11 protein-coding genes are annotated in these 14,208 nt (G+C 74.8%); 4 read left to right on the plus strand and 7 right to left on the minus strand.

What is annotated here, in order from left to right:
• Nucleotides 1–123: 123 nt before the first annotated feature.
• Entirely contained in the window at nt 124–3,609 is a 3,486-nt protein-coding gene (locus tag NLU66_RS05375; RefSeq protein ID WP_259361915.1) for a DNA polymerase III subunit gamma and tau, read from the plus strand.
• Nucleotides 3,610–3,678: 69 nt separating this feature from the next.
• On the opposite strand, the gene NLU66_RS05380 is transcribed toward NLU66_RS05375, so the two are convergent.
• Nucleotides 3,679–4,209 (minus strand): GyrI-like domain-containing protein, encoded by a 531-nt coding sequence (locus NLU66_RS05380; protein ID WP_259361916.1) that lies wholly within the window; start codon nt 4,207–4,209, stop codon nt 3,679–3,681.
• 227 nt (nt 4,210–4,436) lie between these two features.
• Here NLU66_RS05380 and NLU66_RS05385 point away from each other — a divergent pair, with 227 nt between their 5' ends.
• The 3 genes from NLU66_RS05385 to NLU66_RS05395 all read left to right on the plus strand — a co-directional run bounded on the left by NLU66_RS05385 (nt 4,437) and on the right by NLU66_RS05395 (nt 7,247).
• Complete coding sequence (locus tag NLU66_RS05385) at nt 4,437–4,826, plus strand: barstar family protein (RefSeq protein WP_259361917.1); 390 nt, start codon at nt 4,437–4,439, stop codon at nt 4,824–4,826.
• A gap of 114 nt (nt 4,827–4,940) precedes the next feature.
• Nucleotides 4,941–5,534: a recombination mediator RecR gene (gene recR / locus NLU66_RS05390; protein WP_259361918.1), complete on the plus strand. Its 594-nt coding sequence runs from the start codon at nt 4,941–4,943 to the stop codon at nt 5,532–5,534.
• Nucleotides 5,535–5,567: 33 nt separating this feature from the next.
• Nucleotides 5,568–7,247: a hypothetical protein gene (locus tag NLU66_RS05395; protein WP_259361919.1), complete on the plus strand. Its 1,680-nt coding sequence runs from the start codon at nt 5,568–5,570 to the stop codon at nt 7,245–7,247.
• A gap of 69 nt (nt 7,248–7,316) precedes the next feature.
• Here NLU66_RS05395 and NLU66_RS05400 read toward each other — a convergent pair whose 3' ends face one another.
• From NLU66_RS05400 to NLU66_RS05425, 6 genes are all read right to left on the minus strand, one after another.
• The gene (locus NLU66_RS05400) at nt 7,317–8,423 is read right to left on the minus strand and encodes an ABC transporter permease (protein WP_259361920.1); all 1,107 of its coding nucleotides are present in this window, start codon (nt 8,421–8,423) and stop codon (nt 7,317–7,319) included.
• Nucleotides 8,423–9,499: an ABC transporter ATP-binding protein gene (locus NLU66_RS05405; protein WP_259361921.1), complete on the minus strand. Its 1,077-nt coding sequence runs from the start codon at nt 9,497–9,499 to the stop codon at nt 8,423–8,425. Before NLU66_RS05405 ends, NLU66_RS05400 begins: the two co-directional genes overlap by 1 nt.
• 116 nt (nt 9,500–9,615) lie before the next feature.
• Nucleotides 9,616–10,953 (minus strand): extracellular solute-binding protein, encoded by a 1,338-nt coding sequence (locus NLU66_RS05410; protein ID WP_259361922.1) that lies wholly within the window; start codon nt 10,951–10,953, stop codon nt 9,616–9,618.
• Between the two features lie 116 nt (nt 10,954–11,069).
• Nucleotides 11,070–11,909, minus strand: coding sequence for a carbohydrate ABC transporter permease (locus tag NLU66_RS05415; RefSeq protein ID WP_259361923.1), 840 nt, complete (start codon nt 11,907–11,909; stop codon nt 11,070–11,072).
• Nucleotides 11,910–11,920: 11 nt separating this feature from the next.
• Entirely contained in the window at nt 11,921–12,784 is an 864-nt protein-coding gene (locus NLU66_RS05420) for a carbohydrate ABC transporter permease (protein WP_259361924.1), read from the minus strand.
• A gap of 532 nt (nt 12,785–13,316) precedes the next feature.
• Complete coding sequence (locus tag NLU66_RS05425; protein ID WP_259361925.1) at nt 13,317–14,171, minus strand: DUF1684 domain-containing protein; 855 nt, start codon at nt 14,169–14,171, stop codon at nt 13,317–13,319.
• Nucleotides 14,172–14,208: the final 37 nt, after the last annotated feature.

Raw genomic sequence — 14,208 nt, forward strand, 5'->3', positions numbered from 1 at the left:
ACCGTTCGCGGGAGGTTGTGGACCCGGGCGCCCGGGGGAGGGGATGTCGCCGATCCCTCCCCATCGCCTGCTCGTCCACCGCCCGGGGCGGTGGACGTCGGCCACCTCCACTAGCCTGTGGGGGTGGCCACCGCTCTGTACCGTCGATACCGCCCGGAGTCCTTCGCCGAGGTGATCGGCCAGGACCACGTCACCACGCCCCTGCGGCGCGCGCTGCGCAACGGCCGCATCGGGCATGCCTACCTCTTCTCCGGGCCCCGCGGCTGCGGCAAGACGACCTCCGCGCGCATCCTGGCCCGCTGCCTGAACTGCGCGGAGGGGCCGACGGACACCCCGTGCGGGACCTGCGACTCGTGCCGTGACCTCGCCCGCGGCGGGGCCGGCAGCCTCGACGTGGTCGAGATCGACGCCGCGAGCCACGGCGGTGTGGACGACGCCCGCGAGCTGCGCGAGCGTGCCTCCTTCGCCCCGGTGCGGGACCGCTTCAAGGTGTTCATCATCGACGAGGCGCACATGGTCACCTCGGCGGGCTTCAACGCGCTGCTCAAGCTCGTCGAGGAGCCGCCGGAGCACGTGAAGTTCGTCTTCGCGACCACGGAGCCGGACAAGGTCATCGGCACCATCCGCTCCCGCACGCACCACTACCCGTTCCGTCTGATCCCGCCGCAGATCCTCACCCCGTACCTCGAGCAGGTGTGCGCCGCGGAGGACGTGCACGTGGGTGACGGCGTGCTGCCGCTCGTCGTCCGCGCCGGCGGCGGCTCCGCTCGCGACACGATGAGCGTGCTCGACCAGCTCATGGCCGGCGCCGGGGACGACGGCCTCGACCATGCGACGGCGATCGCGCTGCTGGGCTTCACGGACACCGCGCTGCTGGACCAGGCGATCACGGCGATCTCCGCCCGGGACGCCGCGAGCCTCTACGACGCCGTCGAGCAGGTGCTCGCCACCGGTCACGAGCCGCGCCGCTTCGTCGAGGACCTCCTGGAGCGGATCCGGGACCTCATCGTGCTCGCCGCGGTGCCCGAGCGCGCCGAGGACCTCCTGCCCCAGGTCCCCGCGGACGAGCTCGCGTCGATGCGCGAGCAGGCCGCCTCGATCGCCCCGGCGGATCTCTCCCGCTGCGGCGACCTCATCCACGAGACGCTCTCCACGATGAGCGGCGCCACCTCCCCGCGTCTCCACCTCGAGCTGCTCGCCGCGCGCCTGGTGCTGCGGGACGAGCGGGCCGCCGCGCCGGCGCAGGGCGGGCAGGCCGCCCAGGGGGCGCAGTCCGGTCCGGGGGCACCCCGTGGTGGTCAGCAGTCGGGTGCCCGTGGCCAGGGCGGACCGGCCGCGCAGAGCGGACAGGCGCCTCAGAACGGCCCGGGCGCGCAGGGCGGCGCCGACGTCGCACCGGCGGCAGGGGCTCCCGTGGCCGGGAGCGGCCGCGAGGAGGCGCGTCGCATCGCGCAGGAGCGCGCGGAGGCGTCGCGTCGCACCCGCGGCGGCACCGGGGCGACCCGGCCCGACGACCGACGTGAGGACGCCGGCGCCGCCCCGCAGCAGTCGCCCGCGCAGGGTCAGGCCACTGCCCCGCAGCAGCAGGCCCCCGCGCAGCAGCAGGAGCAGCCCGCCGCCCAGCGCTCGTCCGGCCCGAGCGGCAGCCGGCCCGCGACGACCTGGGACCCTGCCCCCGCGGCGGACCAGGACCGCGCTCCCGCCCGGGAGGACGCGGCTCCGGTCGGCGGAGATTCGGGTCAGGCCGCGCCGCAGGCCCCGGCAGTGCAGGCCGCGCCGGCGCAGGCTCCCGCGGAGTCCGCCCCGGAGCCTGCCGCCGCCCCCGCGGCCTCGGCGGGCGGCCCGTCGACGGCCGACGTGCAGGGCAACTGGTCCGCGATCATGGACGAGCTCGCCCAGATCCGCCGTCCCAGCTGGGCGCTGATCGCACAGAACGCCCAGCTCAACGCCATGAACGGGTCGAACCTGGTGATCGGGTTCCGCACCGACGGGCTCGTTGCCGCCTTCCACCGCGGCACCGCGGCGGAGAACCTCGCCGACGCCGTGCGCCGCATCATGCACGTCGAGGTGACCGTCCAGGCCGTCGTGGGGGACGGCCCAGGCGGCTCCGGCGGTCCCGGTGGCTCGGGCGGTCCTGGCGGGCAGGGCGGCCCCGGTGGGCAGGGTGGTCGCGGCGGCCAGAGCGGCCCCGGCGGCCAGGCCGGTCCGGGCGATCAGGCCGGATACGGCCGCCCCGGCGGCTCCGCTCCTCGAGGCGGCGACGCCGGGCCGACGGCGCCCGGCGGCGCCCACGCTCCCCGCGCGCAGAGCACGCCCGCGCGCTCCGACGCTGACGCGGGCTCCGGCGACCGGGAAGGTCGCGAGCAGCAGGGACGGCAGTCCCCGCAGGCCTCCGCCGGTCAGGACGCCGAGCCCGAGCCCGGGGCCGCCGCCGGTCCCGCCCGCGGGGGGAACCGTCCGTGGGGCGACCTCGCCGGGGCCTCCGGTCCGTCCGGGCGTCCGCGTCCCGTCGTCGACGATCACGACCTTCCGCCGGAGCCCGACGACGACGAGTTCCCGCCGGACCCGGAGGACTCCTTCCCGCCGGATCCTCAGGACCACCGCTCCGCCCCGCCGTCGTCTCCCCGCTCCTCCGCGACGTCCGCGCACCGAGGCCCGGCCGGGATGTCCTCCGCGTCCTCGTCCGCCGCGCCGCGCGGCTCGAACGAGGGCGGCCCCTCCCGTCGCTGGTCCGATGCACTGCCCTCCGCGGGAGGCGCCCCGGCGTCGGCGCCGAGCTCCGCCGATTCCGCCGGCCCCGCCGGCGAGGTGCCGGTCGTCGAGGACGAGGGCCGCGACAGCGTGCCCGAGGGTGAGCCCCGCACCTACGGTCAGGCCGCGATCCGTCGCGCCATCGCCGAGGGGCGTGTGGTGCGCTCCCGCCCCGCCGCGCACACCGCCTCCGCCGCCTCAGGCGCTGCGGCCGACCCGGCCGCGCCATCGGCCTCCGGCCCTGACACCGTCTCCGCCTCCGACGTCTCCGCCCTGTCGGCCTCTGACCCCTCCGCCCCGTCGGCCGCTTACCCCTCGGCCTCCGGCGAGGACGGCCCCGTCGGTGCGGCCGAGGTCGGCGCGGCGAGGGAGGCCCCATTCCCGGGCCGGTCCGCGGAGGACGCGGGGACACGCCCCGACGCCCCGCTCGCGCCCGGGCCGTCCCAGGCCGCGCGCCCTGCCACCACCCGCCCGACCACCGCGTGGGGAGACGCCGCCCCGACCGGCGGTCCGTCGGCCCCGCGCACGCAGGCCTCCGCAGCACCCTCCGCAGCCGCGTCTGCCGTCGCTCCGTCCGCCGAGCAGGCGGCCGACGAATCCGCCCCGCGCACGGGCGCCGCTCTCGCACGCCAGGCCTCGCAGGCCGCGCGCGCCGCGGCCGCGGACCGTCGCCAGCAGGCGCAGAGCCGACGGCCCGACGAGGCTCCCGCCCCCGAGCAGGATGTCGATCCCACCGGCGGCGCCTCCCGTGACGACGAGGACGCCGTCGTCGCGACCCGCTCGGGCCGCCAGGTCATCGAGTCCGTGCTCGGCGGCCGCGTCCTCGAGGTCATCGACGAGACCGGCGAGCGGCGCTGAGGCCCTCCGCGTCGCTGAGCACCACCGCGGTGCTCGGCAGCCCGGTGATGCCCGGCGGCTCCGCGGATCTCAGCCCTCCCGCGGCGCGAGCAGGGTGAACAGGTCGGTGCGCAGCGTGGCCGGATCGATGTCCGGCGTCGGCGCCGTCACGTAGAACTCCCAGAACGGGAACGCCATCTGCTCGCCCGCCTCGCCGAGCTGCGCGGTGAACGCGCCCCAGGCCTCCGCGAGACCGTCGTAGCCGCCCACGTGGCTCGCCGCCGCGACGCGCCCCGCCGGCAGCACCGAGGCGCGCACCTCGAAGCCGCTGGGCAGGGTGAGGGTCTGCGCGAGGTGGCCGTCCACGGGGAAGCCGACCTCGAGGTCGGCGGTGTCCACGGGCATCCGACGGTGCAGCGAGAAGGCCGGGCCGATCGGCGCGATCCCCGCCTCCTCCAGCGCGGGCACCAGGTGGGAGAAGGTGCCGTCCATGAGCGAGGGCATCTCGTACATGGGGAAGTCGGTGCGGGAGACCACAGCGGTGTGCACGAGCGGCGCGGTGGCGATGGTGCCCGCGGGGATCGGCTCGTCGGCGTCGTAGGGCGAGGGCAGGGTCGTCATCGTCGGATCCTCCTGGGAGCAGCGGTGTCCGGGCGACCGGCGGGCGGTCCCCGATGGGCAGACGCTAACCCACCGCCCCGCGAGCCGCCCGGGAACCCGGGGGACGGTTCGCGGCAGGATGCGCGGCCCCGGCCCCGGCCCCGGCCCCGGCCCCGGCCCCGGACCCGGACCGGCCTCGGGGCGGGGTCGACCGCAGCCGCCGCCCGCCGGCGGGTAGCGTGCCCGACGTGCTCACCCTCGAGATCGACGGCTCCCGCGTCCACGACATCCCCAGCTTCTACGACGAGATCAACCGCGTGTTCATGACCGGCATGGACTGGCAGCTGGGGCCGAGCCTCGACGCCCTCGAGGACATGCTGCGCGGCGGGTTCGGCGCCCTGCACGGCCACGACGAGGCGCGCGTCGTCTGGCACGACCACGCGCACTCCGCGGCGGCGCTGGGGGTGGCGACCACGCGGGCGCAGCTGCTCGAGAAGCTCGCGCAGCCCGAGCGCTACGACGCCGCGCTCATCACCCGCCGGCTCGAGCGGCTCGACGCCGAGGGCGGCCCCACCTACATGGACACCGTGCTCGAGATCTTCGGCGACAGGCCCGCGCTGCACCTCGAGCTCGCCTGAGGGCGCCGCCGTCCGCCGCAGCACCCCTCGCGGCTCGCGGGCCGCCCGCCCGGCGTGCCCGAGCGCACGCCGCCCCGCCGTCTGCACGTCCTGCCTGGCCACTACAGTGGAGGGGTGTACGAAGGCATCGTCCAGGACCTCATCGACGAGCTCGGGAAGCTTCCCGGGATCGGCCCCAAGTCAGCGCAGCGGATCGCGTTCCATCTCCTCGACGCGGACGAGTCCGACGTGCGCCGGCTCGCCGAGGTCCTCGTGACCGTCAAGGAGACCGTGAAGTTCTGCGAGACCTGCGGGAACGTCTCCGCGGAGACCACCTGCCGGATCTGCGCGGACCCGCGCCGCACCGACGAGGTGATCTGCGTGGTCGAGGAGTCCAAGGACATCGTCGCCATCGAGCGTATCCGCGAGTTCAAGGGCCGGTACCACGTGCTCGGCGGGGCGATCGACCCGATCGGCGGTGTGGGCCCCAACGACCTGCGGATCACCGAGCTCATGACCCGCCTCGGGACGGGGGAGACCCAGGAGGTCATCCTCGCCCTGGACCCGAACATCGAGGGCGAGGCGACCTCCGCGTACCTCTCGCGCCTGCTCTCCTCCCTCGAGATCTCCGTGACCCGCCTCGCCTCCGGCCTGCCCGTGGGCGGCGACCTCGACTACGCCGACGAGATGACCCTGGGCCGCGCCTTCCTGGGCCGTCGCAGCGTCTGAGCCCCGCAGCCGGACCCGCCACCAGGAGCCGACGTGACCAGCCCCTACGCCCGAGCCCTGCCCCCGCTGACGGATCTGCCCGCGCCGCGCCGGCTCCCGCTCGAGGACCCGGAGCTGGTCCCACCCGCGCAGATCATGCTCGACTCCCGGCGGGAGCTGACCCTGCGCCTGCTGCGCGCCGCGTGGGTGCCCGCCCTGCTGCTCGTGGCGCTGTGGCTCGTGCTGTGGTGCCTGTTCGTGATCGGCTCCGCGCCGACCATGTGGACCCTGTCGCTGCTGTTCGGCCTCGCCGAGCCGATGCTGCTGAACCAGACCGTCGCCGCGCTCGGCTTCTCCCGCCGTGCGCTCGGGCTCTCCGTGCTGCTGGTCCCGCTGCTCGCCCCGCTGCTGAGCCTCGCGACCCTGCCGCTCGCCGCCGGGAGGGTCGCCGCGCTCGACCCGGCCGCCCAGCTCTCCGAGCAGGACTTCCAGCGCGCCGTCGCCTCCCGGATCAGCTCGACGCTGCTCGCCCCGGTCGTGGCCGTCATCGCCCTCACCGCGGTGCTCGGCGCGGTGGACGGCCCGATCCCGTGGAACGGCCTGGGTGCCGGCCCGCTGATGGCCGTCTGCCTGGCCCTGCTCGCCGTGCAGGCCACCGGTGCAGGGGTGCGGCGCTGGCTGGGCGCCCCGCGGCTGCTGGGCGTGAGCCCCGTCGGCGACCTGCGGCGCACCGCGCTGATCGGCCAGGACCCCGGTGCCCGCCGGGAGGCGGCGGCGCAGCTGCTCGCCACGGACCGTCGCCACCTCCCGCCCACCCCGGGCTCGGAGGCCGACGGCGCAGCGCTCACCCGGGCCGGGATGCTGCGTGCCCTCGCCGCGATCGGTGGGGCGTCCCGGCGCTGGTTCTGGCCGGCGCTGCTGGCCGGCGGGTGGCTCACCTTCTCCGTCGCCGATCTGGTCCTCACCTTCTCCGGCCTCGCCGCGACCGAGCTCACCGCGGTGCCCTCGCCGCTCGGCCCCGTGCAGGCCGCCGTGATGCTGCCCGTCGCGGCGCTCACGGCGCTCGCGCTCGCTCCCGTCCCGGGCCTCGCGGCGCGGCTCGTCGAGGGGCGGCGCGGCGCGGTGAGCGACCTGCGCACCTACGAGGACTGGTCGCACCGTGCCCGCGTGAACCCCTGGGAGTCCGGGCTCGTCGCGATCGGCGGCTGGCTCGGCGCGGGCGTCGTGGCCGCGGGGATCGCCGTCGCGACGACGATCCTCGCGGTGACGGGGCTGCACAGCGCCATGACGTGGTCCGGCGCGGTGGTGCTGCTCCTGCTCGCGGTGCCGATGGCGGGGCTGACGGTCGCCGCGGCCCTGCGCCGTGACGCCCGCACCGTGCTCTACGGCCCCGCGGGCCGGTACACGCGGCGCGCCACGCCGTTCCGGCTCGTCGCCCCCTCCCGCGGCACGCGGGCGCAGCGGGCCGCGGATCCCGCGGTGCGGGCGGAGATGCGCCGGCGGATCGCGGCGGAGGGCGGGGACCCCTTCGGCCTCCGCGACCTCGACGCCGAGGCCGGGGACCGGCTCTGGGTGGACGACTCCCAGCCGGGTGCGCGGGCCGCGGAGGTGCGGCCGGGGGACGTCGAGCAGGGCCGGCTGCCGGACTTCGGCGGCGAGGGCTCGCCGTTCTCCGCGCCCGGCGAGGACGCCTACGAGATCCCCGAGACCGTCACCCGCCTCCCGAGGCCCTGAGCGGCCGCCGGCCCCGGCCCCGACCGCAGTGGTCGGGACCGGGACCGGTGTCGAGGGCGCGGGCGGGGGTTAGGCGATGCGCTCGCCGCGTCCCAGGTGGCGCACCGGCACGGCGACGCGCCGGATCGCGAGGGTCACCGCGGCGATGCCCACGATCGCCCACAGCCCCAGACCCATCGGCCACAGCGGGGCGCCGTCGGAGCCGTCGTCGAGATGCGCCGGGTAGCCCCGGTCCTCGATCCAGCACTCGTTGAAGTTCGACGGGGCGAGGGGGTGCGCGGCCGTGCGCATCCCGAACTTCAGCGTGCTGAGCAGGTCGAGGCCCTCGTCCTCCCCGGTCCGCCAGCGGTCCGCGGTGACCGTCGGCGCGGTCTCCGCGAGCAGCACCACCGGGTTGCCCCACATGAGCGGCATCGTGAGGTCCAGGCGCGAGATCTGCCGGGTCTCCCTGCGGGCCTCGCACGTCATCGGCTCGTCGGCCTCCACGTCCCCGTCCGCCGAGTACCGCGTCGAGTAGACCGTGACCTCCTTCTCGTCGGTGATGACGAGGCCGGAGACGCCCCAGGCGACGGGCAGCACGACCGTCACGCCGATCACGAGCACGTAGGCGAGGACCACCGAGCTCAGCGTGCGCCGGGTGAGCGCGGAGAGCCCCAGACCCAGTGCGGTCACGCAGGCGGTGAGCACGACGATCACCGCGAGCAGGCGCAGCATGTACAGCGGGTCCACGTGCCCCAGCACCGCGATCGGCACGAGCGAGGGCAGGGCGAGCACGAGGAACGCGAGCCCCGTGGACCAGCCGGCGAGGAGCTTGCCGAGCACGATCTCCGCCGGGGAGAGCAGGCTCGCCTGGAGCGTCGCGAGGGTCCCCGCGCTGCGGTCGCCGTTGATCGCCCCCGCGGAGAGCGCGGGCACCACGAGCAGCATCGCGAACATGACGAAGACGATCTGGGCGCTGAAGATCATCGAGGAGACCTGCTCGACGCCGTCGTACTGCGCGGTGAGCAGCACCGGGGCGAGGCCCAGGGCACCGATGCCCAGCAGCACGATCATCCACACGGCGAGGGCGACCACCCAGGCGCGGGAGCGCAGGCGCTGCTTGAGCTCGAGGGAGGCGACGAGCCACAGCCCGCGGCCTCGCAGTCGGAGGGTGCCGGTGCGACGGGTGGCGTTCATCAGAGGGCTCCTTCCCGGCGCGCGGCGTCCGAGGCGAGGTAGGCGGCCTCGAGGCGGCCGGCGGCAGGGGCGAAGGAGGCCACGCGGGCGTCCTGGGCGACGAGGTCCGCGAGCAGGCGCGCGGCGCGGGACTCGTCCGGCAGGTGCACGAGGACCTCCGCGTGACCGCTCGTGCTCGCGGCCGCGGGGACCACGTCGCCGTGGCGCACGCCGAGGGTGCCGAGCGCGGCGCGCAGGGCTGCCTCGTCCAGCGACGTGATCCGCCAGGGGCGGGGCCGCTGCGCGAGCTCGCGCACGCTCGAGGCGTCGACGACGCGGCCGGCGTCCATGAACACGACGTGGTCGGCCATCTCCTCGAGCTCGCCGAGGATGTGGCTGGAGACCAGCACGGTCGCGCCCTCCGCGGCGACCTGCCGCACGACGCTCAGCAGGCGGCGGCGGGAGGCGGGGTCGAGACCGGAGGCGGGCTCGTCGAGGATCAGCACGCGCGGGGAGTGCACGAGCGCGCGGGCGAGGCCCAGACGCTGCTTCTGCCCGCGCGAGAGGACGTGCGCGGGCTGCTGGGCGAGCGGCACGAGGTCGAGCAGCTCGAGCAGGTGCGCGACCCGCTCCCGCAGCTGGCCGGGGGGCAGGAAGTACGCGCGGCCCATCGTCTCGAGCACCTCGGCGACCCGCAGCGAGTCCCAGGCGCCGAACTGGTCCGGCATCCAGCCGACGGCCGCCCGCACGGCGGGGGAGTCGACCGCCGGGTCCACGCCGTCCACGAGCACGCGGCCGGAGTCCGGGGCGAGCAGCGAGGCGAGCATGAGCATGAGCGTGGACTTGCCGCAGCCGTTGGGGCCCACGAGCGCGGTCACCGCGCCGCGCGGGGCCGTGAGGTCGAGGCCGTGCACCGCCTGCACGCTGCCGAACGCGCGGCTCACGCCCTCGGCGACGATGCCGGGGCCCTCGGGCCGCCGCGGGACGGGCCCCGGCGACGACCCGCCCCCGAGCGGGGGGAGCCCGGCGGGTGTCGACGGGTCCGGTGGCTGCGGCTGCCCCGGCGCCGCGGGGTCCAGGCTGCTGTTCTCGCTCATGGCACCATCTTCCCCGGATGCGGCGCCCTGACCAGTGCTTCTGCGCGCACGTTCCGGACGTATCCCGTGTGCGCCCTGTGAAGATCCCGAACGGGCGGGCGGATCCGGTGGAGGGATCAGGCCATCGCCGCGTTGCCCTCCTCCTGGGCCTGCGGCACGCCCTCCTCCGCGGGGGTGCGGCCGATGAAGATCTCCTGGAAGATCGGCATCGCGGCCTCGAGGCCCGCATTGGCCTTGGCGCCGGTGTCCGCCTCGGCGGCGTTCTTCGCGGCGTCGACGAAGGGGGTGACGTCCACGCCCTTGTCCTCCCAGTAGCTCTGGAAGTCCGCCTGCGCATCCGCGTGGGCGGGGAAGGCGACGCCCTGCGCGCCGATCGGCTTCTGGCCCTCCGCGGAGCCCAGCCAGGTGAGCAGCTGCGCGATGCCCTCCTGCTTCGCGTCGTCGGCCTTCGCATTGCCGACGGCGACCACGCCGTGCACGAGCGACTTCGGGCCCTCGGGGCCGGCGATCGGCGCGGAGAGCGTCCACGCGAAGCTGTCGCCCACGCCCTCGGCGATGGTCTTGAGGTTGTAGGGGCCGGACTGGAACAGCCCGAGCTTGCCCTGCGTGAACAGGTCGCGGGTGACGTCGCCGTTCGCGTTGGTGTCCGCGGCGCTCGGGGCGACCTGGTCGGTGTTGACCAGGCCCGCCATGTAGGCGAAGGCGGCGATCCCCTCGGGCGAGGCGAAGACGTACTCGTCGTCCTTCTGCCACTGGGCGCCGTTCGCGGCGAGCATCGGGCCGATGATCGCCTGCCGGTCCGCCTGCGAGTTCACGCCGAACTGGGTGCGGGAGTCCGCGTCGAAGCCGTCGTCGCCGGGGTGCTTGCCGGCCTTGTCGAGGGTGAGGGCGCGGCCGGCCTCGCGCAGCGGGTCGGAGTCCGCGGCCGGGTCGAAGCTCAGCGTCGTGGGATCGACGCCGGCCTTCTCGAGCAGGTCGGAGTTGCTGAACAGGGCGATCGAGTCCCACAGCTGCGGCACGCCCCACAGGCCGCCGTCGCGCGTGTAGAGGTCCACCACCGCCTTCTCCCACTTGTCACGGCCCTCGGTGACGACGTCGGTGATGTCGAGCAGGTCGCCGGAGTCCTTGTAGAGCACGTAGTTGGCGGAGTTCATCCAGTAGACGTCCGCCGCGTCGCCGCTCGCGACGTCCAGCGGCAGGCGGGTCCAGTAGTCGGCCCACGGCACGAGGTCGATCGAGACCGTCCAGCCGGACTCCTTCTCGAAGGCGGCGAAGGACTCGGTGTAGGCGTCCACCGCGGTCTCGTCCCAGAGCCGGAAGGTGAGGGTCTTCCCGTCGCCGCCGCCGTCGGACCCGGACCCGGAACCACCGCCGGAGGAGGAGGGGGAGCAGGCCGCGAGGGCACCGACGGTGCCGGTCACGGCGAGGGAGGTGAGGAGGCTGCGACGCTTCACGGGGGATTCCTTCGTCCGACGGACGCGGCCACGGGGGCCGCGGGGAGGCTCCTGTCCATTATGGTCGTCTCGCTCCGGGCCGGGGCGGGTGTGAACGGGCGAGGCGCCCGGGAGCCTCAGCGCAGCCCGGTGCCGCCCACGGAGCGGGTGATCTGCTTCTGGAAGACGATCATCAGCAGCATGAGCGGGAGCATCGCGAGGGTCGTCCCGGCCATGACGAGCGTCCAGTTGCTCGAGTACTGCGACTGCAGCGCCGAGGTCGCGACGGTGATCGTGCGCCACTCGGGTCCCGAGGTGATGACCATCGGCCACATGAAGCTGTTCCAGTGGGTGACGACGGTGATCAGCACGAGCGTGATGATGATCGGCCGGTTCAGCGGCACCACGAGGTTCCACAGCAGGCGCAGGGTGCCGGCGCCGTCGATCCGCATGGCGTCCATGAGCTCGCTCGGCATCTGCCGGAAGTTCTCCCGCAGCAGGAAGATCGCGTAGGGCGAGCCGAGCACGAAGGGCAGCACGAGCGCCCAGAAGGTGTTGCGCAGCCCCGCCTCGCTGAGCATCAGGTACAGCGGCACCACGACCACCACCTGCGGCACCATGAGCGTCGCCACGAACACCCAGAACAGCAGGTCCCGGCCGGGGAAGCGGAGGTGCGCGAAGGCGTAGGCGGCGAGCACCGAGAACACGATCTGGCCCACGAGGATCACGGCGACCATCTGCACGGTCACCGCCACCGGGGTGACGAAGCCGTCGACCGAGGAGAGCAGCGTCGAGAAGCTCTCGAGCGTGGGCGGGGCGGGCAGGTGCAGCGGCCCCTGCTGGGCGAGCTGGCGCGGCGAGGTGAGGGACGTGAGCACGGAGACGGTGAACGGGGCGAGCGTGAGCAGGGCCGCGGCGAGCAGCACCAGATAGGTCGCGCCGTGGCCGAGCACGCGGCGGGCGAGGTTCTTCTTCACGGGGCCTCCGCTCAGCTCATGTCGTAGGTGATGCGGGAGGAGAACCAGCGCTGCTGGACCACCGTGATCACCACGAGGAGGAGGAACAGGATGACGGCGACGGCGCTCGCGCGGCCCAGGTGGGAGTTCTGGAACGCCTCGTGGAAGACGAGGGAGGCGATGACCTCGGTGCGGTGCCGGGGGCCGCCGCCGGTGAGCGCGTAGACCATGTCGAACACCTGGAAGCTCGCGACGACCTGGGTGATCGCGAGGAAGAAGGTCGTGGGGCGCAGCAGCGGGATCGTCATGTGCCGCAGCGTCTGGAACGGGCCGGCGCCGTCGAGCCGCGCGGCCTCGTAGATCGAGTCGGGGATCCGGCCCAGGCCCGCCTGGAAGAACAGGCTGATGTAGCCGACGTTCTGCCAGATCGCGACGAAGGCGACCGCGGGCAGCGCGAGCGTCGGATCGGTGAGCCATTCGACGCGGATGCCCAGCAGCGTGTTCAGCGCGCCCGTGGAGGGCTGGAAGATCCAGGTCCAGACGACGCCGAGCGCGAGCGGCGCGCACACCCACGGGATCACGACGATCACCCGCACCACGGCGGAGCCGGGCAGCGCGCGCACGAGCTGGGTCGCGAGGATCAGCCCCAGCGCGAGGGACAGCGGCACCGAGAGCAGCGTGAACACGGCCGTGACCAGCAGGGAGTTCAGGAGCGCGCCGTCGGCCAGCAGGGAGCGGTAGTTCTCGAGCCCCACGAAGTCGCGGGTGCCCAGCAGGTCCCAGTCGAAGAAGGAGACGCCGAGCGCGAGCAGCACGGGCAGGATCAGGAAGCAGGCCACGCCGATCGTCGCGGGCGCCACGAGCATCCAGCCCAGCAGGGATCGCCTCGAGCTCATCGCATCCTCCCCGGTCGGTCCGTCACCACCGGCTCAACGTATAGCAGGGCGCCGTCGGACGGTGGGGCGCGATGCCATACGGCGCCGGTGCCCGGCAGAGGACAGGGCAGATGCCGCTCACGTCCCGTCGGCGGTGCCCCTCTCTCGACGGACGCCGTGGCCCGGCGCGCCGGTGCGTCGGTGCGTCGGTGCGCCGGTGCGGCCGTGCTCGGTGCGCGGCGGACGAGATCTCGGCGCGGAGTCATGGGCGTGCTGCGGCGGCGTTCCAGGGATGGTCGCGAAACGAGCCGATGCACCCACGACGGGCCCAACGGCTCATTTCGGGACCACTTCTGGAACGAGTGCGGACCACGCCTGGAACGTGTGCAGACCACGCCTGGATCGAGTGCGGGCGACGCCTGGATCGAGTGCGGGCGACGCCTGCCGTGCTCCGGCGTCCCGCCCCTGACCGGCTGCCGGAACGAAGAGAGCAGCGCGTGCCCTGCCTATGACGGGATCAATGCTCTTGTGCGCCGTCACACGACCCTGCTGCTCACCTCTCGGTGCGCTCGACGCGCAGCTCCCCGGCCAGGGCGGCGATCGGCAGGTGGTTGCCGGCGGGCGGGCGCGGGCACGTCGCCCAGGCGCTGAACGCGGCCGGGAAGGCGACGGCCCGGTTGAGGTCGACGGTGAGGCGGTCGCCGTCGATCTCCGCGGTGACGACCCGCCAGTCCGGCGTGCTCGAGCCGGAGGCCTCGTCGGTGAACAGGATGTTCGCGGTGCCGGTGAGCACGAGCTCCACGGGCCGGCCGTCGATCTCGAGGGTCGCGACGCCGGGGGAGTCCAGGTGCTGCTCGAGCCACGGGAGCGCGGAGCCGACGGTCACCGTCGCGGGCTGCTCGCGCCAGGTGCCGCTCAGCACGAGGGACGGGTCGTAGGGCGCCGTCGGGACGTGGGTGAAGGCCGTGCGGCGCGGGGCCTGCGGGTCCAGCACGCGCAGGCCGGTGCGACCGCCGCGGCGGATGACGTCGATCTGGACGTCCTCCGCGAAGGCCGCGAGGCGCACGTCCCCGGGGGTGGTGACCGTGGCGCGGTGCACGGTCCCGTCGACGTCGGCGACCTCGTCGGTCGTGACGTCCGCGGAGCCGGCGAGCACGGTCAGCTCCGCGCCGCGCCAGCGGACGGTGAGCAGGCCGTCCTCGACGCTCCAGCTCCCGGGCAGGCCCGCGAAGGTCTGCTCGGCGGCCTCGGGGTCCACCCAGTGCAGGGCGACCTGGGAGAGCACGCCGTGGGAGACGGCGAGCTGCTCCTCGCGGTGGTGGCGGAAGGCGAGCCACTCCGCGGGGGCGCCGGCCTGCTCGGGCGGGACGGGCGCGACGGAGGCGGCGGTGGTGGGGGAGGTGGTCATCGTGGGCTCCTGGTGCTGGTGAGGTCGTCGGGTGCGG

Origin of the sequence: Brachybacterium sp. NBEC-018, from assembly GCF_024860185.1 — a bacterium.
Classification (GTDB): domain Bacteria; phylum Actinomycetota; class Actinomycetes; order Actinomycetales; family Dermabacteraceae; genus Brachybacterium; species Brachybacterium rhamnosum.